This window comes from Azospirillum sp. B21, from assembly GCF_008364825.1.
Lineage (GTDB): Bacteria > Pseudomonadota > Alphaproteobacteria > Azospirillales > Azospirillaceae > Azospirillum.
Genome location: NZ_VTTO01000008.1, coordinates 178,571 through 203,097, shown reverse-complemented (window position 1 = coordinate 203,097; position 24,527 = coordinate 178,571). Strand labels below are relative to the sequence as shown.

Annotated in this window: 7 protein-coding genes; 2 read left to right on the top strand and 5 right to left on the bottom strand. The window is 71.0% G+C overall.

Annotated elements, in window-relative coordinates:
- Positions 1 to 14 precede the first annotated feature (14 nt).
- The gene (locus FZ983_RS20140) at positions 15 to 2,300 is read right to left on the bottom strand and encodes a biotin/lipoyl-binding protein (RefSeq protein ID WP_149225285.1); all 2,286 of its coding nucleotides are present in this window, start codon (positions 2,298 to 2,300) and stop codon (positions 15 to 17) included.
- A 134-nt stretch (positions 2,301 to 2,434) separates the two neighbouring features.
- On the opposite strand from FZ983_RS20140, the gene FZ983_RS20135 reads away from it, so the two are divergent.
- Complete coding sequence (locus FZ983_RS20135) at positions 2,435 to 2,662, top strand: antitoxin MazE family protein (RefSeq protein ID WP_149225284.1); 228 nt, start codon at positions 2,435 to 2,437, stop codon at positions 2,660 to 2,662.
- Positions 2,659 to 3,033 (top strand): type II toxin-antitoxin system PemK/MazF family toxin, encoded by a 375-nt coding sequence (locus tag FZ983_RS20130; RefSeq protein WP_149225283.1) that lies wholly within the window; start codon positions 2,659 to 2,661, stop codon positions 3,031 to 3,033. The genes FZ983_RS20135 and FZ983_RS20130 overlap by 4 nt, the downstream gene beginning before the upstream one ends.
- 34 nt (positions 3,034 to 3,067) lie before the next feature.
- Here FZ983_RS20130 and FZ983_RS20125 read toward each other — a convergent pair whose 3' ends face one another.
- From FZ983_RS20125 to FZ983_RS35105, 4 genes are all read right to left on the bottom strand, one after another.
- On the bottom strand, positions 3,068 to 4,510 hold the full coding sequence (locus FZ983_RS20125; protein WP_149225282.1) for an HlyD family efflux transporter periplasmic adaptor subunit: 1,443 nt from the start codon (positions 4,508 to 4,510) through the stop codon (positions 3,068 to 3,070).
- On the bottom strand, positions 4,507 to 5,343 hold the full coding sequence (locus tag FZ983_RS20120; protein ID WP_247883867.1) for an efflux RND transporter periplasmic adaptor subunit: 837 nt from the start codon (positions 5,341 to 5,343) through the stop codon (positions 4,507 to 4,509). Before FZ983_RS20120 ends, FZ983_RS20125 begins: the two co-directional genes overlap by 4 nt.
- Positions 5,340 to 7,544 (bottom strand): TolC family protein, encoded by a 2,205-nt coding sequence (locus FZ983_RS20115; protein ID WP_247883866.1) that lies wholly within the window; start codon positions 7,542 to 7,544, stop codon positions 5,340 to 5,342. Before FZ983_RS20115 ends, FZ983_RS20120 begins: the two co-directional genes overlap by 4 nt.
- Before the next feature lie 86 nt (positions 7,545 to 7,630).
- Positions 7,631 to 24,343 (bottom strand): autotransporter-associated beta strand repeat-containing protein, encoded by a 16,713-nt coding sequence (locus tag FZ983_RS35105; RefSeq protein ID WP_282187015.1) that lies wholly within the window; start codon positions 24,341 to 24,343, stop codon positions 7,631 to 7,633.
- Positions 24,344 to 24,527: the final 184 nt, after the last annotated feature.

Sequence of the window (24,527 nt, the reverse complement as noted above, 5' to 3'; positions counted from 1 at the left end):
CGCCTATTGACCGGTCAGAAGCCCGTCTCCCGGATCAGCACCGACGCGGCGATGCGCCAGAAGCGCTCGGCGATGCTGCGGGCCTCGCCTGCCACTCGGACGATGCCGCGGGTCACGCGCTCCGGCCCTTCTTGCACGGCGCCGGCAACGGCCGGCCCGCTGTTCGCTTGGCCAATGTTTGCCGGCTCGACGTCCAGGGTGATGCGGTAGACCGCCTCCACCGGGGCGAGCGCGCTGCGGCCGCCATCGAGCCTGGACCCGCCATGCGGCTGGCCCGGCTGCGGTCCCGCCTGCCCCTCCACCGCCACCGGGCCGCCATTGACCGAGGCGAGCGCCGGCACGTCCAGAACCGAGACGGCGACCGGATCGACCGCACGCACCCTGGCCGCGCGCCGGGGGGCCAGCGGGTCATCCGGGTGGAACTCCGCCCCGGCACCCGGGCTCAGCCGATCGAAATCGCCTTCGCCGACATAGCCGACCAGTTCGCCGCTGCCCGGCGCCACCACCATCGCCAGCGGCAGCTTCGGCCCGATCCAGCGGCCGGGGGTCAGCGCATCCTCCATGTCGCGCACGGTGCCCGACAGGGGAGAGCGCACCACCAGCCGCTCGCGGCTGTCGAGAAGCCCTTGCCGCTCGGCGAGCGCGGCGGCCAGATCTTCCTCCATCGCCCGCACGCGGTCGAGCTGCTCGCGGCTGGCGGTCAGGCGGGCGATCTGTTCCTGCATCCAGTCGATGCGCAGCTCCGCCTGGCGCAGCTTGCCCTCCAGGTCGGGGGCGGTCAGGCGGAACAGCGGCTCGCCCTCCACCACGCTCTGGCCGCGGGCGACCAGCGTCTCCTCCAGCCGGGCGGGGAAGGGGGCGTAGACGGTGGCGAAGCCGGACGCCCGCCAGACCACCGGCACCGAGACGGTGGTGGTCACCGGCAGCAGGGTCAGCCCGACCGCCGCCGCCAGCCCGGCCAGCGTCAGCCCGGTGCGCAGGTTGACCCGGAAGCGGTCGCGCAAGGACCACCAGACCTTCGCCTCGTGCAGAAGGGGGCGGGCGATGAACCAGCCGATCTCGATGGCGAACAACAGGATCCCCAATACCTTGATGGCGACGTGGTAGACCAGCAGCGCGATGCCGAGGAACAGCACCAGCCGGTAGACCCAGGTGACATAGGAATAGACCAGCAGGATGCGCCGCCGCGCCGCCGGCATCTCCTCCGGCGGGGCCATGCCCAGGCCGAACAGCCACTCCCGCAGCTTCCAGCGCGCCATGGCGAAGCCGCGCTCCTGCAGGTTGGGCACGTCCAGCGCGTCGGACAGCAGGTAATAGCCGTCGAAGCGCATGAAGGGGCTGAGGTTGATCGCCAGCGTGGTGATCCAGCTGACCGTCGCCAGGAAATAGGCGGCGCTGCGCAGCGGCCCGTCGGGCAGGAAGCTCCAGGCCAGCGTGGCGAAGACGGCGATCGTCAGCTCGGTCAGCATGCCGGCCGCCCCCACCGCCAGCCGCTGCCGGCGCGAGACCAGCCTCCAGGCGTCGGTGGTGTCGGTGTAGAGCACCGGCCACATCACCAGGAAGGCCACCCCCATGGTCGGCACCCGGCAGCCGTAGCGCTTGGCGGTGTAGGCATGGCCCAGCTCGTGGCAGATCTTGGTGCCCATCAGCGTGACGCCGTAGAGCGCCAGCCCTTCGGGGGAGAAGAAATGCTGGAAGGTGTGCAGGAAGGCGTCCCACTGCCGCGCCACCAGCAGCCCGGCCAGCACCGCGGTCAGCAGCACCAGGGCCAGCCAGGCCCGGCTGTAGAAGGGCGCCACCAGCCCCACCGTCGCCGACAGGAAACGGTCGGGCCGCACCAGCGGGATGCGGAAGAACAGGTAGTTGTGGACCAGCCACCAGAACCAGCCGGTTTTCCGTGCCGCCGCCTGACGGGCCAGGAAGGCGGTGTCGACGGTGACGGTCAGGTTGTTGGCCGCCAGGAACTGGTAGAAGCCCATGACGTCGTCGACCGTCGGCTCGAACAGGCTGTCGTCGGCCACCGCCGCGGCGATGGCGAACGGGTTGGCGTGGTGCCAGTGCGCGATCAGCGCGAAGGCCTCCGGCCCGATGCGGAAATAGCGGTTGCGCACCGGATCGTGGATGGTCCAGCCCGGCGCCCCGTCCTGCCCCGCCGGCGCCGGCAGCAGGGCCAGATCGTCGCGCAGTCCCGGCAGCCGCAGGGAGGCCCGCGGGTCGGCGGGGGCGGAACCGACAGTGCCGACCTTGGCGGTACGGAGGCCATTGGCAGGGCCAGCGGGAGGCGTGAGGGCGATGGACACGGGAGGACGGCGTCCTTTTCGGGAAAGCGGGTCAGAAGTGGCGTGAAGCTGTGGAGCGGCGCCGAGCCCGCATCGCCGTTGACGGTGCGGGCGAAAGGGCCCAGGTTACATGTAACCGATGACAGGAGCCCGCCATGCCTGCGATCCACCATACCTCGCGCGAGAAGGTGAAGGCGCACCGTGCGCGGCTTCGGGCGCAGGGGCTGCGTCCGGTGCAGATTTGGATCCCCGACGTCCGCAGCCCGGCCTTCGTTGCCGAAGCTCTGCGCCAGTCCCTGGCCGTCGCCCGCAGCCCGCGGGAGGCCGACGACCAGGGCTTCGCCGATGCCGCTGGCTGGGGATCGCTGGATGACGGGGAATGAAGCGGGGTGAGATCTGGACGGTGGCCGGCGGGGCCGATTATGCGGGAAAGCCGCGGCCGGTCGTCATCCTGCAGGACGACCGTTTTTCCGGCACCGCCTCGGTCACCGTCTGCCCCTTCACGACCGATCCGACCGACGCACCGCTGTTCCGCCGGCTGGTCGAGCCGACCGGCGGCAACGGCCTGACCCAGCCATCCCGCATCATGGCGGACAAGATCATGACGGTTCCGCGGGCCAAGGTCGGGCATCCGATCGGCGTGCTCGAAGCCGCCCATCTGGCCTGGATCGGCAAGGCCGTCCTCGTGTTCCTGGGCTTGGCCGGAGGGGGCTTTTCCGAGGAGGAGGCATCCGGTCAAATCCGTCCGGACTGATGGAGAGGGCGGGCTATCCATCTCCGGCCCCTTTTCAAATTCCCAGCGACTGGCGCAGCAGGGCCAGCGGGCGGCGGAACAGGTAAAGCGCCAGAGGCACGCGGTCGCCCAGGATCTTGGCGGTGCCGCGCAGGCCGATGCGCGGCGGGGCGTCCCCTGGGCTCTGGCCCGGTTCCAGCGCCGCCTTGACGCGGTAGGACAGCACGCCGGCGGCCGACAGGCCGGCTTCGTAGCTGGCATGGGTCAGGCGGGCCCGGAGGGGGTGGAGCGGATCGACGTTCAGGAACAGCTCCACCGGCGAGCCCGGCTCCAGCACCAGGGCGTCGCCGACCGGCACCATGATGTCGATCTCCGGCGCCTGCGGATCGGCCAGCGTCAGCACGCGCTCGCCCACCGACAGCGGCTTGCCCAGCCAGTCGTTGACGTCGGTGAAGACGGCGATTCCGGCGCGCTCGGCCTTCACCGTCACCCGGTCCAGCAGGTCGCGGGCGAGCGCCAGCTCGGCCCGGCGCAACTCCACCTGGGCACGGAGCTGGGCGACGCGGGCCTTGGTCTGCGGGTCGGCGAAGGCGGCCTGGGAGGCGGTCAGCAGTTCGGCCTCCGCCTGGGTCAGGCCCTTGCGCGCCACCTCGAACCGGCTGCGCAGCACGGTGGAATCGAAGCTGAACAGCGGCTGTCCGGCCGCCACCGCCTGGTTCGGCTGCACGTGGAAACGCTCGATCACGCCGTCCAGCGGGGCGGCGACGATCACCGGGTTGCTGGTCTGGATCTCGGCCGGGGCCAGGGTCGACATCGGCACCGGGATGGCGAGCGCGCCGGCGAGCGTCAGCAGCACCAGCAGGGGCAGCAGGACGCGGCGCAGCCCACGCCGCTTGGCGCGCTTGCCCGACAGCGCCCACCAGGCATGGCCGTAGCCCTCCGCCAGATGGCTCAGCAGCAGGATTTCGCCGTCGGTCCAGGGCTCGTCGCGGCCCAGCCACAGGCCGGCCAGGGGCGGGGCTGCCTTGTCCCGGCTTTCCGCCGAGGCGCCGGGCGGGGGCTCCCGCTGGGGTTCCGGCTTGCGCAGCGGGCACCACAGAACCTGCGCCGGCCCCCACTCGCCCCAGGCGCCGCGGACGTCGGCGGGCAGGGCAGCGGGATCGACGACATGGACCGTGTCGGCCTGCGGTCCGGTGGCGACGGCGCGCACCGCCTGCTCCAGCCATTGGGCGAAAGGGGCGTTCGGTTCCAGAACCGCGATGTTGGACACCGCCTCCAACGTCGGCCGGCCCCGGTCCGCCAGGGTCAGGAAGGCGGCCTGCCGGTAGGCGATCAGTCGGCGGGTCTGGTTGACGATGTGATAGCGCAGCTCCGGCGCCGTCGCCTGCCGCCACGCCTGCCGCTGCAGCTCCAGCAGCATCAGCAGGCCGTTGACCGGCTGCGGTGCCGCCTGTGGAGCGGCCTGCTGGGGCGGGGTCTGGGCCATCACGGCGCTCATGGCTTCGCGGTTCCGGGCTTGGCAGTTCCCTGCGGAGTCCCCTGAGCCCCGGCCGGCAGCGCCGACAGTGCCGGCTCGGGGAAGATGGCGGTGCCGCTCATGCCGGCGACAAGCGCCTGGGACGGAGCGTCGCCGGTCAGCTTCGCCGTCACCTTCACCGACTGGCTGGCCGGGTCGACCTTGGCGCCGGGCAGCACCACCTCGCCCGGCAGGGTGACCCCGGTCTCGTCGACCCGCAGGTCGAAGCGCTGCCCCGGCCTCAGCCACACCAGCCAGGAGGAGGGGACGATCAGCTCCACCTTCAAATCCCGGTCGGACAGGATCTCCAGCAGCGGCGCGCCGGCGGCGACCGACTCATGCTCCTGGATCCGGCGCTCGACCGCGCGGCCGTCGAAGGGCGCCTTGATCTCGCAGCGCCGGGCCTGCACCTCCGCCTTGCGGACATCGGCGCGGGCGACCTGGGCCTTCGCCTCGGCCAGCTGCACCTCCGCCTCGCCGATGGACCGCAGGCTGTTCAGGCGCCGGTTGACCCGCGCCGTCACGTCCGCCGCGTTCAGCTGGGCGCGGGCGGCGTCCAGCTCCGCCTGATAGCTGGCGCAGTCGAAGGCGACCAGCAGGTCGCCGGCCTTGAAGCTCTGGCCGGCATCGACGCTCATGCGGGCGATGCGGCCGGGGATCTCGGAGGACAGGACCGCATGCCGCCGGGCCTCGATCAGCGCGCGGACCTGCCCCTGCGAGGCGTCCTGGGCGACTGCCGGAGCGGGGGCGAAGCCCCCGCCCAGCAGGACGGCCACGAATGCGGCGGCCTTGACCGCAGCACCGGAACGGATCACAGCGACGCGACCTTGCCCATCGGCAGGCTGTCGAGCTGGATGTCCTGAGCCGAGAGGGTACGAACGGTGCATTCCCGCTGCTTGTCCTTCACACGATGACAGAACCGCTCGGCCGCGGCGCGGTCGGCGAAACCGCCTGCGCGCAGCTGGACGATCGGCTTGCCGTCCTCGCTGCGCCGGGTGGTGACGTACAGGGCGCCGGCCCCTTCCGTTCCCGTTCCCAGGCGTTTGGCGATCATACCCCATTCCTGCTCGGCAAGCCTGTGGCTTGCGTAAGCCCCAAGCTCGGCCTGTATGACGGGAGAGAAGAACGCCGTCGCAACCGGAGCGGCGACGGAAGGCGATTGTTTCGCTGCCGTAATGGGGGCGGGGGCAGGAGCGGGGGGCGCAATCGGAGCCGGAGCCGAGACCTGTTCAGGTTCCGGGGCAGGCTTTGCGGAAGACTCCAGAACGAAAGGCGTGGAGGCCGGGGTCGGTTCGGCCGCCGCGGCCTTCGGCGCTTCCGCGGCAGGAACAGGAGCGGAGGCCGCAACAGGGGCCGAGGCCGAGGTCGGCGCGGCCGCCATGGGCACCGCCGCCTTGGCGGGCTCCGGCTTCACCGGCTCCACCTTCGCCGGTTCCGCTTTCTCGGCCTTGGCCGCGTCCTTGGCCATCAGATCCTTCACGCGGAGAACGCTATTGGCGCGCTCCTGCCAGGAGGACAGGCCCTTGGCCACCGCCTGGGTCAGGCTGGGCAGGTCGTCGGCGGCCATCGTCTCGGGCAGCGGATCGACGCCGGCCGACACCATGACGCGGGCATAGGCGTTGTGCAGGTCGGCCAGCACCAGATCGCGGCGCAGGTCGGACAGCAGCGCCGTCACCTCCGACTGGATCACTCCCAGTTCGCCCACCTGGCCGGCCTCGCCGACGTTGACATATTGTGAGCGGATGCGGGTGTCGAGGTCGGCCTGCTCGGCGGTCAGGGCGAATTCCTGCTTCAGTTCGCGGAACTGCAGCACCGCCACATGCACCTGGCTCAGCACCGCCATGCTCAGTGCCTGACGGCGGAAGGCGACCAGCTCCTCCTGCGCCTCGGCGTAGGACTTGGTGGCGGGGGCGGAGACCAGATTGATCAGGTTCCAGCTGATCCGCGCGCCGTAATCGGCCCAGCGCTGGTTCAGCAGGAAGCTGTTGCTGTCGTAGCGCAGGGCGGTGTTGACGTCGATGCCCGGCAGCAGCTTCAGCAGCGACCGCCAGGTCTCGTCGGCGGAGATGCGCTGGTTGTAGCTCTCCTCCAGCAGCTCCGGCCGGTTCAGCAGGGCGTAGGTCTCCAGCGCCTCCGCCGCGACGTCCAGCTTGGGCGGCGCCTTCATGACGCTGGCCGGCGGCAGCTCGATCTCGAACGGCTCGCCCGGCGGCAGCCCCATCAGCGCGCCCAGCTGCGACTTCGCCGCCACCAGCTCGCGCCGCAGCGACTGCAGCTGGCGCAGCGTCTCCACCAGGGTGCGGGTGTAGGTCAGCGCCTGCAGCGGGGCCTGGACGCGCAGCGCCTCCAGCGTGCGGGCATCGCGGCGCGCGCCCTCCACCCGCTTCTCCACCGGCTCCAGCCGTTTCAGCAGCCGTTCGGCGGCCACGGCGCGCCAATAGGCGGTGCGCACGTCCTGCATGATGCCCTGGACGACGCGGCGGCGGCGCTCGTCGGCGATCAGCACCAGATTGGCGTTCTGCCGCGCCCGCAGATAGCTGACGCCGAAGTCCAGCACATTCCAGGTGAAGGCGAGGTCGCCGGTGCGGCGGTGCTTGTCGGTGGCGGTGGTGCTTTCGCCCGTCCGCCGGCCGGTGGCGAGGTTCAGGCTTTCCGACCCGGCGTCGTTGTTGCGCCCGACATAGCCGGCGGCGGCCACCACGCGCGGCAGCATGTCGTAGCGCGACAGGTCCAGCTGGTCGGTGGCGACCGCCACCTCCATCAGCTTCACGCGTTCGTCGAGGTTGTACTTGATGGCGCGCGCCATCGCCTCGTCCATCGAGACCGCCTTGGTCAGCGGCTCCTGCGGGGCCATCACGACGCCCAGATCCTTGCGCACGCGCGCCAGATTTTCCTCGGCCGTCAGCGGCTCGGGTTTGACCGCGCAGCCCGCGGCCAGCAGGGATGCCGTCAGGACGGCGACGGGAACCACCGAAGAAAGCAAGCGGCGGCGGAGTTGAGCGGTCGAAGTCTTCATGGCGGGAGCAATTCCGTTCGGCGGAAAAGGATTGGACGAGGAAACGATGCTGGAAGGAAGGGGTGCTGAAAGGGGGTGGGCCGCCGTCAGGCGGCCCGGCTGTCGGGCAGGATGTGGCTGGCGAGTGCCGCCAGCAGGTCGGCAGCGCCGGCCGGACCGCCATGGGCGCGGGCGACCTGACGGGCGAAGCCGGGAGAGGCCGGCATGATCTCGGCACGGTCGTCCGCACCACGCTCCGCCGGCTGTCCGGCCCCATCCGCCGGGGTGCCGCCGCCATCCTGGGGGGCGTCCTGGTTCTGGGGCTGGTTCTGGGGCTGGTTCTGGTTTTGCGGCTGGCCCTGCGGCTGGCCCTGACCTTGGCCCTGCTGGCCCTGCGGACCCTGGGTCCCCGGCTGTCCTGCCGCCGGGCCGCGGCCCTGTCCGGTGCCGAGGCCGTTGCCCCGCTCCTGACCCAAGCCTTGTCCTTGGCCTTGGCCCTGACCGTTGTTCAGGCCGTTGCCCTGCGTGCCGGTCTGGCCGGGAGTGCTTTGGCCGGGAGTGCCCTGGCCGCCGGTATTGGTGCCGGTGCCGGTGCCAAGGCCCGTGCCCGTTCCGGTCCCTCCGGGCGTGCCGCCGGTGCCGAGGCCGCTGCCCAAACCATTGCCGCCCAAACCGCTGCCGCCGAGGCCGCCGCCGTTCAGACCGCCGTTCAGACCGCCGCCAAGGCTGCCGCCCAAACCGCCGCCCAAACCACCGCCGAGCCCGCTTCCCCCCAGCCCGCTGCCGGAGCCGCTGCTGGAGTTGGACGAGCCGCCGCCGATGCTGTTCAGCGTCACCGACCGGCCGGCATCCGTGCTGGACGAGCCGCCGCCGATGTTGTTCAGCGTCACCGACCGGCCGGCGTCCGTGCTGGACGAACCGCCGCCGATGTTGTTCAGCGTCACCGACCGGCCGGCATCCGTGCCGGACGAGCTGCCGGGCATCCCGCCGCTTCCACCGCTGCTGTTGCCGCCCGGCAGGCTCGGTGCGGAGCCGGTGCTGCCGGTGCCGCCCGACGAACTGCTGGAGGAGCCGTTGGAGGACGGGCCGTTGGACGAGGAGCCGGTCGTCGAACTGCCGGACAGCGACGGGCCGTTGCCGCTGACGGTGACGGGCGTGGTCGTCGCCGGTGTGGTGGGCGCCGTGGTGGTCGTGCTGGCGCGGGCCACCGCGACCGTCACCGTCGCCGCGGCCGAGCTGTTGCCGGCAAGGTCGCGGGCCTGGATGCTGATCGACCGGCTGGTCGCCGTGCCGGCGAAGCTCGGGTCGCCGGCGCTCGACCGCAGCCCGATCGCCCGCACCGCCGCCTGATAGTCGGCGGCCGACGCCGCGCCGGTCAGCACGATGCTGTTGCCGTCGCGGGTCGCGGTGATGCCGGCCGGCAAGGCGCCGATCACCAGCTCGTCGCCGCTGCGGGCGTCGGTCAGGGTGACCGTGACCCGGTTCAGCGAATTGGCGTCCGACAGCGAGACGGCGGAACCGAGCGTCGCCGTGCCGCCGGCGCTCAGCGTCGGGGCTGTGCCGCCGGCGGAGACCGTCGGGGCCTGGGTATCCACCGTCAGGCTCAGCGTTCCCGACCGGCCGATGTTGCCGGCGCGGTCGGTGGCGGTGGTCACCACGCTGTGGGCGCCGTCGGCCAGCGGGGTGGTGACGGCGAAGCTCCAGGATCCGTCGCTGCCGGTGGTGGCCGTGCCGACGGTGACGCCGTCGATGATGACGGTCACCGTGCTGTTCGGATCGGCGGTGCCGGTCAGGGTCGGGCGGTTGACCGGGGTGACGTTGGCCGCGTTGTCGATGCCGCCGGAGATGGCGGGGGTCGACAGCACCGGCGGCGTGGCGTCGACGGTCAGGGTCAGTGCCGCCGAGGTGCCGCTGCTGTTGCCGGCAGGGTCGGTCGCCCGGCTGGTGATGGCATGGGTGCCGTCGGGCAGCGGGGTGGTCAGCGTGTAGCTCCAGCTGCCGTCGGACCCGGCGGTGGTGGTGCCGACCGCCACGCCGCCGACCAGGACGGTGACGGTGGAGCCGGGCTCCGCCGTGCCGCCGACGGTCGGGCGGTTGATGTTGGTCAGCCCGTCGGTGGTGGAGACGCCGGTGTCCTGTCCGGCCGCCAGCACCGGGACCGAGGGGGTTGCCGGGGCGGCGGTGTCGACCAGGACGTTCTGCAGGCCCGGCATGCCGGTCAGCGTCGAGGGCAGCGGGATGCGGGCACGGTCGGTGATGCTGCCGCCGTTGTAGTTCAGGCCGGTGACGGCGATGCCGTCGGCATCGGCGTCGCCCGCCTGCACCACATAGTCGAAGCGCAGGACCGTCCCGCTGCTGGCCGCGGCGTTGTAGACCGCCTGACGGGTCTGCCCGCCGACGTCCAGCGTGATCGTCGGGACACCGTTGACGATCACCACCTCGCTGGTCTGGACATAGAAGCTCATCGTCCGGCCGACGCCATAGGTGCCGTCGGCGGGTGCGACGATGCTGCGGATCGTCGGCGCCGTGGTGTCGATGGCGATGTTCTTGTTCAGCCCCAGCGACCGCACGTCGCCCGGCTGGGTGAGGGTCAGGACCCCGGCATTGCCGGCGATGTCCGTGATCGAGCCGGTCAGCGCGCCGGTGCCGGAGGCGTCCAGGTCCGCGGTGGTGTCGCCGGCCTGCACCGTGTAGGTGAAGGTCAGCGTGTTGGTGCCGGCCCCGCTGCTGTAGGTGGCGGTGCGGCCGGTGTTCAGCGCCAGCGTCGGGGTGCCGTTGACGGTCACCGCCTCGCTGAAGGTCACCTGGATCGAGATGGTCTCGCCGGTGGTGTAGGTGCCGTTCTCGGTGCTGGCGGTCACGTTGGTGACGGTGGGATGGACGCTGTCGACGCGCACGGCCCCCATGCCGGCGACGTTGTTCAGCGTGCGGATCGCGCTGTTGCCGATCAGGTCGGCGATGCTGCCGCCGCTGATCGAGCCGCCGATGCCGATGCCGTCGGCGTCGGTCAGGTTGGTGCCCACGGTGTAGCGGAAGGTCAGCGCGGTGCCGCCCGACCCCGACAGGTAGGTCGCCTGCACCACCGTGCCGTTGTCGAGCGTGATTCCGAAGGTCGGCGTGCCGGTGACGGTGACCGCCTCGTTGAAGGTGACGGTGACGTCGATGGTCTCGCCGGCCCGGTAGGTGCCGTTCACCGCCGAGACGGAACTGACCGTCGGGGCCGCGGTGTCGATGACGATCGCCTTGTTGGCGCCCAGCGAGCTGGCGCCCCCCGGCGTCGCCAGCGTCAGGATCGCGTCCAGGCTGGTGGTGCTGTCGGCGATGCTGCCGCCGTTCAGCGTCAGCGCATTGATGGAGGCGTAGTCGAGGTCGGTCGCGTTGTCGCCGTCCTGCACCGTGTAGGTGAAGGTCAGCGTGGTCGTCCCCGACCCGCCGCTGTAGGTGGCGTTGCGGCCGATGTTCAGCGCCAGCGTCGGCGTCCCGGTGACCGTCACCGCCCGGTTGAAGGTGACGGTGATGGTGACGGTGCTGCCGGCCTTGTAGGTGCCGTCGGCGGTGGTGGCGGTGACCGACGAGACGGTCGGGTTGACGATGGCGTTCAGCACCAGGTCGTTGCCGGTGCCGCCGACATAGTCGACGGTGTAGAGATCGCCGTTGCTGGTCATGGTGGCGCCCTGCGCCAGCCCGGACAGCGTGCTGGACACCGCCCCGGCCCCGGTCTGGTTGATGACCGTATAGCTGGAGTTGGTGGCGGCGAAGCCGTTGACGCGGGTCATGGTGACGGTGCTGGAGCCGCTGGCCAGCGTGATGCCGCCGCTGACGATCACCTGGTCGTAGTTGGTGCCGGGGGAGCCGGTGCCGGCGATCTCCACCGCCAGGGTGCCGCTCATCGACAGGGCGCCGTTGACGGTCAGCGAGCCGATGCCGTTGCTGGTGCCGGCGACGCCGGGCGCCAGCGTGGCGCCGGAGGCCACCGTCAGCGTGCTGGACGAGCCGGCGGCGAAGATGCTGCCGGTGCCGCCCAGCGTGGCGCCGGAGGCCACCGTCATTCCGGTGGTGCCGTTCAGCGCGCCCGTCACCAGCAGGGTGCCCGCGGACACCGTGGTCGGGCCGGCATAGGTGCTGGTGCCCGACAGGGTCAGCGTGCCGGTGCCGGTCTTGGTCAGCGCGTCGTTGCCGCCGATGGCGCCCGACAGCGTCACGGCGACGCCGGTGTCGATGGTGGCGCCGTTGACCCCGGTGTCGAAGGCGTTGTCGATGGTGCCCGTCCCGGTGACGCTCAGCGTGCCGCCGTTCAGCGTCACGGTGCCGGTTCCTAAGTTGGCGTCGCCGGCCACGCTCAGCGTGCCGCCGCCCCGCACCGTCGTGGTGCCGGTGAAGCCGCCGCTGTTGTTTCCCGACAGGGTCAGGGTACCGGTGCCCGACTTGGTCAGGCCGCCGGTGCCGGTCAGGACGCCGGAGAAGGTCGTGCTGCTGTTGTCGCCGCCGGCGCTCAGGGTGTTGGCGCCGAGCGCCACGGTGCCGGCCCCGGCGAGCGAGCCCACGGTCTCGCTGGCCGACAGGGTCAGGGTGGTGTCGGTGCCGACCGACACCGCGCTGTTGTCGCTGATCGCCGAACCACCCGACACCGTCAGCCCGCCGCCCGACAGGGTGGTGGTGCCGGTGTAGGTGTTGGTGCCCGACAGGGTCAGGGTGCCGGTGCCGGTCTTGGTCAGGCCGCCGGTGCCGCCGATGGCGCCGGAGAAGGTGGTGGTGCTGTTGTCGGCGCCGGTGGTCAGAGTGTAGCCGCCCAGCGCCACCGAACCGGCACCGGACAGCGACCCGATGGTCTCCGCCGCCCCCAGGCTCAGGAAGGCGCCGGATGCCACGGTCACCGCGCCCGCGTCGGCGATGGCGCTCCCGCCGCTCAGCGTCAGCGTGCCGGCGCTGACGCTGGTGGTGCCGGTGTAGCTGTTGGCCCCCGACAGGGTCAGGCTGCCGGAACCGCTCTTGGTGAAGCCGCCGGTGCCGCCGATCACGCCCGACAGGGTGGCGCTGTTGGTGGTGCTGACCGTGGCGCCGTTGCTGCCGGCGGTGATGGCGTTGGAGACGGTGGCGCCGGTGCCGATGATCGCCAGCGTGCCGCCGTTGAGCGTCACGCTGCCGCTGCCCAGGTTGCTGCCGCCGGTCACCGACAGGGTGCCGGCGGTGACGCCGGTGGTGCCGGTGTAGGTGTTGGTGCCGGACAGGGTCAGGGTGCCGCTGCCGGTCTTCGCCAGGTTGCCGGTGCCCGACAGCACGCCGGAGAAGGTCGTGCTGCCGTTGTTACCGCCGGCCGTCAGCGTGTTGGCGCCCAGCGTCACAGAGCCGGCACCGGCGAGCGAGCCGATGGTCTCAGCCGCCAACAGGTTCAGCGTGGCGCCGCTGTCCACCGTCACCGCGCTGCTGTCGGCGATGGCCGAACCGCCCGACACCGTCAGCGTGCCGCCCGACACGGTGGTGGCGCCGGTATAGGTGTTGGTGCCCAGCAGGGTCTGCGTACCGGTGCCGGTCTTCGTCAGCCCGCCGGTGCCGGACAGGACGCCGGAGAAGCTGGTGGTGCTGTTGTCCGCACCGGTGGTCAGGGTGTTGGCGCCCAGCGTCACCGAACCGATACCGGTCAGCGAGCCGATGGTCTCACTGGCCGACAGGTCCAGGGTGGCGCCGAAGTTGACCGTCACCGCGCTGCCGTCCGCGATGGCCGAGCCGCCCGACACCGTCAGCGTGCCGCCGGACACGGTGGTGGCCCCGGTGTAGGTGTTGGTTCCCGACAGGGTCAGGGTGCCGGTGCCGCTCTTGGTCAGGCCGCCGGTGCCGGAGAGGACGCCGGAGAAGGTGGTGGAGCCGCTCGACGGGCTGACGGTCAGGGTATAGCTGCCCAGCGTCACCGAACCGGATCCTGCCAGCGAACCGATCGTCTCGGCCGCACCCAGGTTCAACGTGGCGCCGGTGCCGACCGTCACCGCACCGCCATCGGCGATGGCGCTGCCGCCGTTCAGCGTCAGCGTGCCGGCCGACACGCTGGTGGTGCCGGTGTAGCTGTTGGCGCCCGACAGCGTCAGGGTGCCGGTGCCGGCCTTGGTCAGGCCGCCGGTGCCGGAGAGGACGCCGGAGAAGGCGGTGCTGCTGTTGTCGGCACCGGTGGTCAGGGTGTTGGCGCCCAGCGCCACCGAACCGGCCCCGGCGAGCGAGCCGATGGTCTCGCTGGCCGACAGCTCCAGGGTGGCGCCGGAGTTGACCGTCACCGCGCCGGTGTCGGCGATGGCGCTGCCGCCGGAAACGGCGAGCGTGCCGGCGCTGACTGTGGTGGCGCCGGTGTAGGTGTTGGTTCCCGACAGCGTCAGGGTGCCGGCCCCGGTCTTGGTGATGGCGCCGGTGCCGGAGAGGACGCCGGACAGGGTGGCGGCGTTGGCGTTGTCGACCGTACCGCCGCTGCTGCCCAGCGTGACGGCGTTGGAGACGGTGGCGCCGGTGCCGGTGATCGCCAGCGTGCCGCCGTTGAGCGTCACGCTGCCGCTGCCCAGATTGCTGCCGCCGGTCACCGACAGGGTGCCGGCGGTGACGCCGGTGGTGCCGGTGTAGGTGTTGGTGCCGGACAGGGTCAGGGTGCCGCTGCCGGTCTTCGCCAGGTTGCCGGTGCCCGACAGCACGCCGGAGAAGGTCGTGCTGCCGTTGTTACCGCCGGCCGTCAGCGTGTTGGCGCCCAGCGTCACAGAGCCGGCACCGGCGAGCGAGCCGATGGTCTCAGCCGCCAACAGGTTCAGCGTGGCGCCGCTGTCCACCGTCACCGCACTGCTGTCGGCGATGGCCGAGCCGCCCGACACCGTCAGCGTGCCGCCCGACACGGTGGTGGCGCCGGTGTAGGTTTTGGCGCCCGACAGGGTCAGGCTGCCGGCCCCCGACTTGGTCAGGCCGCCGGTGCCGGACAGGGCGCCGGAGAAGGTGGTGGAGCCGCTCGACGGGTTGACGGTCAACGTGTAGCTGCCCAGCGTCACCGAGCCGGCACCGGCCAGCGACCCGATGGTCTCGGCCGCACCCAACTCCAGCGTGGCGCCGGAGCTGATCGTCACCGCGCCGCCGTCGGCGATGGCGCTGCCGCCGTTCAGCGTCAGCGTACCGGCCGACACGCTGGTGGTGCCGGTGTAGCTGTTGGTCCCCGACAGGGTCAGGGTGCCGGTGCCGGACTTGGTCAGGCCACCGGTGCCGGACAGGACGCCGGAGAAGGCGGTGCTGGTGTTGTCGGCGCCGGTGGTCAGGGTGTTGGCGCCCAGCGTCACCGAACCGGAACCGGCGAGCGACCCGACGGTCTCGCTGGCCGACAGGTCCAGGGTGGCGCCGGAGCTGACCGTCACCGCGCTGCTGTCGGCGATGGCCGAACCGCCCGACACCGCCAGCGTGCCGCCCGACACCGTGGTGGCGCCGGTGTAGGTGTTGGTTCCCGACAGGGTCAGGCTGCCGGAACCCGACTTGGTCAGGCCGCCGGTGCCGGACAGGGCGCCGGAGAAGGTGGTGGAGCCGCTCGACGGGCTGACCGTCAAGGTATAGCTGCCCAGCGATACCGAACCGGCACCGCTCAGCGAACCGATGGTCTCCGCCGCACCTAGGTCCAGGGTGGCGCCGGAGCTGACCGTCACCGCGCTGCCGTCGGCGATGGCCGAACCGCCCGACACCGCCAGCGTGCCGGCCGACACGCTGGTGGTGCCGGTGTAGCTGTTGGCGCCCGACAGGGTCAGGGTGCCGGTGCCGGTCTTGGTCAGGCCGCCGGTGCCGCCGATCGCGCCGGAGAAGGTCGTGCTGCCGTTGTTGCCGCCGGCCGTCAGCGTGTTGGCCCCCAGCGTCACCGAACCGGAACCGGCGAGCGAGCCGATGGTCTCGCTGGCCGACAGCTCCAGGGTGGCGCCGGAGCTGACCGTCACCGCGCTGCTGTCGCTGATCGCCGAGCCGCCCGATGCGGTCAGCGTGCCGCCGGAAACGGTGGTGGTGCCGGTGTAGGTGTTCGTTCCCGACAGGGTCAGGGTACCGGTGCCGCTCTTGGTCAGGCCGCCGGTGCCGGAGAGGACGCCGGAGAAGGCGGTGCTGCTGTTGTCGGCACCGGTGGTCAGGGTGTTGGCACCCAGCGTCACCGAACCGGCACCGGCAAGCGAGCCGATGGTCTCGCTGGCCGACAGAGCCAGGGTGGCGCCGGAGTTGACCGTCACCGCGCTGCCGTCCGCGATGGCCGAGCCGCCCGACGCGGTCAGCGTGCCGCCGGACACGGTGGTGGCGCCGGTGTAGCTGTTGGTTCCCGACAGGGTCAGGCTGCCAGCCCCCGACTTGGTCAGGCCGCCGGTGCCGGACAGGGCGCCGGAGAAGGTGGTGGAGCCGCTCGACGGGCTCACGGTCAGGGTGTAGCTGCCCAGCGTGACCGAACCGGCACCGCTCAGCGACCCGATGGTCTCCGCCGCACCCAGTTCCAGCGTGGCGCCGGAGCTGACCGTCACCGCGCCGGTGTCGGCGATGGCGCTGCCGCCGGAGACGGCGAGCGTGCCGGCGCTGACGGTGGTGGCGCCGCTGCGGGTGTTGGTGCCGGACAGGGTCAGGGTGCCGGTGCCGGTCTTGGTCAGAGCGCCGCTGCCGCCGACCACGCCGGTCAGGGTGGCGGTGTTGGACACGCTGATCGTGGCGCCGCCGGTGCCGGCGGTGATGGCGTTGGCGAAGCTGGCACCGGTGCCGGTGATCGCCAGCGTGCCGAGGTCGATCGTCAGCGTGCCGGTGCCGATGTTGGTGGCGTCGGTCACCGACAGGGTGCCGCCGCTGACGTTGGTGGTGCCGGTATAGGTGTTGGCGCCTGACAGGGTCAGGGTGCCGCTGCCGCCCTTGGCCAGGTTGCCGCTGCCGGACAGCACGCCGGAGAAGGTCGTGCTGGTGCCGGAAGCGCCGATGCTCAGGGTGTAGCTGCCCAGCGCCACCGAGCCGGCACCGGCCAGCGAGCCGATGGTCTCGGTGGAGGACAGGGTCAGGGTCGCGCCGCTGTCGACCGTCACCGCGCTGCTGTTGCTGATCGCCGAACCGCCGGACACCGTCAGCCCGCCGCCCGACACCGTGGTGGCTCCGGAGTAGGTGTTGGTGCCGGACAGGGTCAGGGTGCCGGTGCCGGTCTTGGTCAGGCCGCCGGTGCCGCCGATCGCGCCGGAGAAGGTGGTGCTGCCGTTGTCGCCGCCGGCGGTCAGGGTGTTGGCGCCCAGCGTCACCGTGCCGGAGCCGGTGAGCGAACCGATGGTCTCGTTGGCCGACAGGGTCAGCGTGCCGCCGGCTCCCACCGACACCGCGCTGCCGTCGCCGATGGCGCTGCCGCCCGACACCGTCAGGGTGCCGGCGGAAACGGTGACCGACCCGCTGTGGGTGTTGGTGCCGGACAGGGTGACCGTACCGCTGCCGTCCTTGGTCAGGGCGCCGGTGCCGCCGACGGTGCCGGACAGGGTCAGGGCGTTGGCGGTCTTCACCGTGCCGGTGCCGGCGAGATCGATGGCGTTGGTCAGCGTCTGGCTGGCCGCCGTCGTGCTCAGCGTGCCGCCGTTCAGCGTGATGGTGCCGCTGCCGATGGTGCCGGAGGCGCCCAGCTCCACCTCGCCGCTGCCGATGGTGGTGCCGCCGGAATAGACGTTGTTGGCACTGCTCAGCGTCAGCTTGCCGGTACCGGACTTGGTCAGGCCGCCGGTGCCGGTGACGTCGCCCGACAGGGTGACGGCGTTGGCGTTGTCGATGCCGGCGCTGGACGACAGGGTGATTGCGTTGTCGATGGTGGTGGCGCCGGTGACGGTCAGGTTGCCGCCGTTCATCGTCACCGTGCCGGTGCCCAGGTTGGCGTCGCCCGCCACCGACAGCGTGCCGCCGCCGACGGTGATCGTGTTGATGCCGGTGCCGCTGGTGCCGCCGGTCGCGGTGTTGTTGGTGCCGCCCAGCACCAGCGTGCCGGCGCCGCTCTTGGTCAGGGCCGCCGCATCGCTGTTGCCGTTGTCGGCCAGGGTCGAGTTGATGGTCAGCGTGTCGCCGGTGCCGACGCTGACGCCGAAGCTGTTGCCCAGCGTGAAGCTGTTGCCGGTGATGGTGATCAACCGGCTGTTGGTGTCGCTGTCCATCGCCAGCGTCACCCCGTCGCGCACCGACAGGGTGGCGGGCAGCGTGATGGTGCCGTCCAGCGTGGTGGCGAAGCGGATGGTGACGTTACCGGTTACGCTGTTGGCGAGAAAGATCGCCTCCTTCAGATCCAGGCCACCGCCATCCGCCTTGTCGGCCGTGTAGGTGCCGACCGGTGCGCTGCTGTCGATGGCGGTGACGTCGACCGTCAGGTCGTTCGTCACGCTGATGCTGAACGACTTCTGATAGGTGGCGGTGCCGTCGCTGACCTGGATGCGGACCGAGTAGCTCTGCCCGGCGGTCAGGGCGCTGGCGTTGTTCGCCTGAAGCGCTGTGCCGGAGATGCTGAACAGGGCGTTGTCGGTATCGCCGGTGCCGCTGACCAGCGTGTAGGTGAAGGTCTGGCCGGTGTCGGCATCGGTCTTCGACAGGGTGCCGACCACCGCATTGGTGCCGTCGAAGATGGTGACGGAGTTGTTCGACAGGGCGATGTCGGTCGGCGCGTCGTTGATCGAGGTGGCGGTGACGACCGTGCTGGTGTTGGCGCTGCTGCTGGCCGTGCCGTCGCTGGCGGTCAGGGTGAAGGTGGTCTGCACCGTGCTGCCGGGCGCCACCTGGTTGTTGGTGGGGGTGAAGACCAGCGCCTGCAGCAGGGTCTGCAGCCCGCCCGGCGTGGTGGAGGTCAGCGTGTAGTTGCCGGCGCTGCCGGTCAGCCCGCCGCCGGCGCTGGACAGCGTGCCGTTGGCCGCGGTGTAGGTGATGGTGACGGTGAAGGTGCCGGTGCTGTCGTCGGCATCCGTCACCGTCACGCCGCCGAAGGGCGTGGTGGTGGCGTTGTCGTTGACCGTGCCCGCGGTGGTGAAGGTGCCGGCCAGTGCCGGCGCCTGGTTGACCGGTCCGGTCAGCACGACGTCGTTGCTGTTGCTGCCGGCGGCATAGCTGACGGTGATCGATCCGCTGTTCAGGCTCAACGTGGCGCCCGACGCCAGCCCGGTGAAGGTGCCGGTGACGGCGTCGCTGCCGTCGTTGGAGATGATGGCGAAGCTGTCGCCGCTGGCGGTCTTGGCGGGGGTGTAGCTGCCGCCGGCGGTCAGGGTGGCGCTGCTGACGTTCACCGCCCCGGTGACCGCCACCTGGTCATGGCTGCCGGTGCTGACCAGATCGACCGCCAGGGTGCCGCCCGACTGGATGGTCAGGCCGCCGTTGACGGTCAGGGTGCCGACGCCGTTGTTGGTGCCGGCGATGCCGGGGGACAGGGTGCCGCCGGACTGGACGGTCAGGCCGCCGTTGACGGTGCCCGTGCCGGCCAGCGTGCCGCCGTTGCCCACCGTGACCGCGCCGGCCGACGACCCGTTCAGGGTGCCGGTGACGATCAGGGTGCCGGCCGACAGGCTGGTGGTGCCGGTGTAGGTGCCGGTGCCGGACAGGGTCAGCGTGCCGGCGCCCGATTTGGTCAGGTTGTTGGCCCCGCTGATGACGCCCGACAGGGTCAGGGCGTTGCCGCTGCCGACGCTGACGGTGCCGTGGCTGCTGCCCAGCGCAACGGCGTTGGTCAGCGTGACGGCGCTGCCGGTGGAGGCCAGCGTGCCGCCGTTCAGCGTGACGGTGCCGGTGCCGAGGTTGGCGGCCGCACCGACCGACAGCGTGCCGCCGGTCACCGTGGCGGCCCAGGCGGTAGCGTCGTTGGTGCCGGTCAGGGTCAGGGTGCCGGTGCCGCTCTTGGTCAGCGTGTTGGTTCCGGCGGCGATGGTGCCGGACAGGGTCAGCGCGTTGGCCGTGTTGACCGTGCCGCCGCCGGTGCCGACGGTCAGGCCGTTGGCAAGCGTGACGCTGCTGCCGGTCACATCCAGCGTGCCGCCGTTGCTCAGCGTGACGGCGGCGCTGCTGATGTTGCCGGAGCCGGCGATCGACAGGGTGCCGGCGCCGACGGTGGTGGTGCCGGTGTAGGTATTGGTGCCCGACAGGGTCAGCGTGCCGGCGCCGGCCTTGGTCAGGTTGTAGGCGCCGCCCAGCGCGCCGCTGGCCTCCAGGCTGCCGGCGGTGATGGTCAGCGTGGTGTCGGCGGCCATGGTGACCGCGCCGCTGATCGTGTTGGCGCCGCTGCCGTTGACCAGCGCGCCGCCCGACGACACGCCGGTACCGGACAGGGTGATTGCTTCGGCGACGGTGATGCCGCCCGACAGCGACAGGGCGGCGCCGCTCGCCACCGTGGTGCCGGCGGCGGTGGTGCCGAGAGCGTTGGCGTTGCTGATCGCCAGCGTGCCGGCGCTGACGGTGGTGGCGCCGGTGTAGGTGTTGTTGCCCGACAGGGTCAGCGTGCCCGTTCCGGTCTTGGTCAGGGCGTAGGCTCCGCTGACGACGCCCGACAGGGTCAGGCCGGTGCCCGACACACCGACTGTGGTGTCGGCGGCCATGGCGACGGTGCCGCTGAGGGTCGCGCTGCCGCTGGTCACCTGCAAGGCGCCGGCCGACGACACGCCTGTACCGGAAACGGTCAGGGCTTCGGCCAGGGTGACGCCGTTCGATACCGCCAGGGTGGCGCCGCTGGAGACGGTGGTGCCGCCGGCGGTGGTGCCCAGCGCATTGCTGTGGCTGGCCACCAGCGTACCGGCGCTGATGGTGGTGGAACCGGTGTAGGTGTTGTTCCCCGACAGGGTCAGCGTGCCCGTTCCGGTCTTGGTCAGGGCGTAGGATCCGCTGACGACGCCCGACAGGGTCAGGCCGGTGCCGGTGACGCCGACGGTGGTGTTGGCGCCCATGGTGACGGCGCCGCTGAGCGTGGCGCTGCCGCTGGTGACCTGCAGCGCGCCAGCCGACGACACGCCGGTGCCGGAAACGGTCAGCGCCTCCGCCAGGGTGATGCCGTTCGATATCGCCAGCGTGGCGCCGCTGGCGATCGTCGTGCCGGCACTGAGGGCGGCGGAGCCCAGCGCATTGTTGTGGCCGGCCACCAGCGTGCCGGCGCTGATGGTGGTGGTGCCGGTGTAGGTGTTGGCCCCAGACAGGGTCAGCGTGCCGGTGCCGTCCTTGGTCAGGGCGTAGGCTCCGCTGACGACGCCCGACAGGGTCAGGCCGGTGCCGGTCACGCCGATGGTGCTGTCGGCGGCCATGGTGACGGCGCCGCTGATGGTGGCGCTGCCGCTGGTGACCTCCAACGCGCCGGTCGAGGACGCGCCGGTGCCGGAGATGGTCAGCGCCTCCGCCAGCGTGATGCCGTTCGACACCGCCAGCGTGGCGCCGTCGGCGACGGTCGTGCCGGCGGCGGTTGTGCCCAGCGCGCTGTTGTGGCCGGCCACCAGCGTGCCGGCGCTGATGGTGGTGGTGCCGGTGTAGGTGTTGTTCCCCGACAGGGTCAGCGAGCCGGCGCCGGTCTTGGTCAGGTTGTTGGAACCGCTGACCACGCCCGACAGGGTCAGCGTCTTGCTGCTGCCGACATTGACGGTGCCGCTGCTGCTGCCCAGCGCGATGGCGTTGGTCAGGGTGACGCTGCTGCCGGTGCTGTCCAGCGTGCCGCCGGCCAGCGTGATGGCGGCGCTGCTGATGCTGCCCGATCCGGCGATCGCCAGCGTGCCGCCGCCGACCGTGGTGGTGCCGGTGTAGGTGTTGGCGGTGCCCGACAGGGTCAGCGTGCCGCCGCCGGTCTTGGTCAGGTTGAAGCCGCCGCCGAGCACGCCCGACAGGGTCAGGTCGCTGCCGGTCACGCCGATGGTGGTGTCGGCGCCCATGGTGACGGCGCCGCTGAGCGTGACGCTGCCGCTGGTGACCTGCAACGCGCCGGTCGAGGACGGGCCGCTGCCGGAAACGGTCAGTGCCTCCGCCAGGGTGAGGTTGCCGGAGAGCTGCAGCGAGGCGCCGCTGGCGACCGTCGTGCCGCCGGCGGTGGTGCCCAGCCCGTTGCTGTGCTCGACGATCAGCGTGCCGGCGCTGACCGTGGTGGAACCGGTATAGGTGTTGTTGCCCGCCAGGGTCAGGCTGCCGGTGCCGATCTTGGTCAGGGCGTTGGAACCGCTGACCACGCCCGACAGGTGCAGGGTGCTCGACACGTTGAAGGTGGTGTCGGCCGCCAGGTTGACGGTGCCGCTGGCCATGACGCCGCTGCCGGAGACCAGGATGGTGCCGGAAACGGTCAGGTTCTCGGCCGTGACGATGCCGCCGGCGAGTTGCAGCGTGGCGCCGCTGTCGACCGTGGTGCCGGCGGCGGTGGTGCCCAGCGCGTTGTTGTGGCCGGCGACCAGCGTGCCGGCGCTGACGGTGGTGGCGCCGGTGTAGGTGTTGTTGCCCGACAGGGTCAGCGTGCCGGCGCCGGTCTTGGTCAGGGCGTTGGAGCCGCCGACCACGCCCGACAGGGTGGCGCTGATCCCGGTGGCGACCTCCACCGTGCCGTTGCCGCTGCCCAGCGTCACGGCGTTGTCGATGGTCGCGGCGGCGGTGATGCCCAGCGTGCCGCCGCCCAGCGTCACGGTGCCGGCGCCCAGGTTGCCGTCGGCGGAAACCAGCAGCTTGCCCTGGCTGATCGTGGTGGTGCCGGTGAAGCCGGTGCTGTTGGTGGTGCCGGACAGCGTCAGGTCGCCGGTCCCGCTCTTGATCAGGCTGCCCGACCCGGTGATCGCGCCGCTGAAGGTGCCCGCGGAGCCCTGGCTGACGGTCAGCGCGTTCGCCCCGATGGCCAGCGTGCCGGCCCCGCTCAGCGTGCCGATGGTCTCGGTCGCCGAGGTGAGGCTTACCGTGGCGCCCGACGCCACCGAAACCGCGCTGCTGTCGGACAGCGCGGTGCCGCCGGTGCTGTTCAGCGCCAGGGTGCCGGCGCTGACGGTGGTGGTGCCGGTGTAGCTGTTGGTGCCGGTCAGGGTCAGCGTGCCGGTGCCGGCCTTGGTCAGGCCGCCGGTGCCGCTGATGACGCCGTCGAAGGTCGTGCTGGTGTTGGCGCTGACGGTCAGCGTGGAGCTGCCGAGCGTGACGGCGCCGCTGCCGGTCAGCGAACCGATGGTCTCGCTGCCGCCGAGCGACAGCGTGGCGCCGCTGGACACCGTGACGGCGCTGCTGTCGCCGATGCCGCCCGTGCCGGAGGTCGCCAGCGTGCCGGCGCTGACGGTGGTGGCGCCGGTGTAATCGTTGCCGCTGTTGCTCAGCGTCAGCGTGCCGGCGCCGGTCTTGGTGACGCCGCCGGCGCCGGTGATCTGGCTGGAGATGGTCAGCGTGTCGCCGGTGCCGTTGCTCAGCGTCAGCGCCTTGCCCGACGAAACGCTGATCTTGTTGCCGCTGATGGTCAGGGTGCCGGGCAGATCGGCGTCGAAGGTCAGATCTTCGGTCACCGCCAGATCGGACGTGAGCGCGATGCTGGTCACGTCGCTGGCGAACTTGATGGTCTGGGTGCCGGTGGCATCGGCCAGGGCGATGGCCACCGCCTCGCGCAGGCTGACGCCATTCGATACGTCGATGGTGCCGGCGTCGGCGTTGTTGGTGACATAGATGGTGTCGCTGGTCACCGTCACGTCGGCGTTGGTGCTGCCGCCATTCCCGTCAGTCATGGTGTAGCGGATCACGGTGTCGCCGGTCGGCGTGTCGTTCCGATACTGGATGTTCCGCATCACCGTCTGGATCAGCGTCGCGGTGGCGCTGCCGTTGAAGGTGACGCTCAGGGTGCCGTTGGCATTGGTGACGGTGCCGAAGACGGTGTTGGAATTTCCCGTATCCAGCAGGTTGCCGCTGCTTTCCGAGAAGGTCCCGTTGGTCTTGAACGAGAACACGTCCGACGTCAGCGGCGTCGCGGTGCCGGAAACGGAACGCCGGACGGTCAGGACGCTGCCGCTCCAGCTGCCGGCGCCGTTCTCCGCATCGGACACGGTGGCGTCGGTGCCGAGGTCCAGCGTCACCGTGTTGCCTTCGCCGGCCCAGGCGACGCTGTTGCCGTCCAGGCTGCCGATGACCGGGTTGGAGTTGTTGCCCGACACGTTGATGCCGACGCCGGTGGCATCGGAGATGTCGTCGGCGATCAGGCCGTTCCAGTCGTCGGCCAAGGTGATCTTGTAGGTGGTGCCGCCCAGGGAACTGGTGCCGTTCTTGTTCAGCAGGGCGTCGACGCTGGTCTTGGTCGCCCCGCTCAGCGTGACGGAGAAGCTGGTGGCGCTGGTGATCTCCACCGCGCCGGTCAGCGCGGCGGTGCCGCTTCCCTGGCCGGTGATGGTCAGCTTCGTCAGGTCGATGTCGTTGCCGGCGCCCGGCTGGTGGACCAGATTGGCGCCGGTCACCGTCAGCACACCGGTCGCGGCGTTGTAGGCGACGGAACTGATCGCCGGCTTCTGCGTGCCGGACACGGTGACGGCGTTGCCGGTGCTGTCGGCCGGCGCCGACTGGGTGCTGTTCCAGTTCGCCGCCCCGGCCAGATTGTAGGTCGTGTTGCCCTGGGAGCTGGTGCCGTCCTTGTTCAGCAGCCCTTCCACATGGGCCTGATCGGTAGACCCCAGCGTGATGGTGAAGCTGTTGGAATTGGGGGTGGAGGTGACCAAGGAATCGGAGGTCAGCGTATAGGTGCTGCCGCCCTGGCCGGTCAGGGTCAGCTTGGTGACGTCGATGTTGGCGCCGTCGTTGATGTTAGCGCCGGTCACGACCAGCGTGTTGGTACCGGAGTTGTAGGTCGCCGAGGTGATTTTTGGAGTCGTGTCGACACGGATATTCTCAAGAACCAAATTGTCTATAGAAAATCCTGATCCATTAATGTCAACGCCGTTGTTGTTTTTTCCGCTTGAACTATAAACTAGATATATAGTCGAAATGCCTTTGTAGTTGATGTCGCCAGCCAAGGGAGTAACTGTTGTAAATACAGCAGATCCGGTATGATCTGGCAATGTTCCAGAAAAGCCAACCAAATCG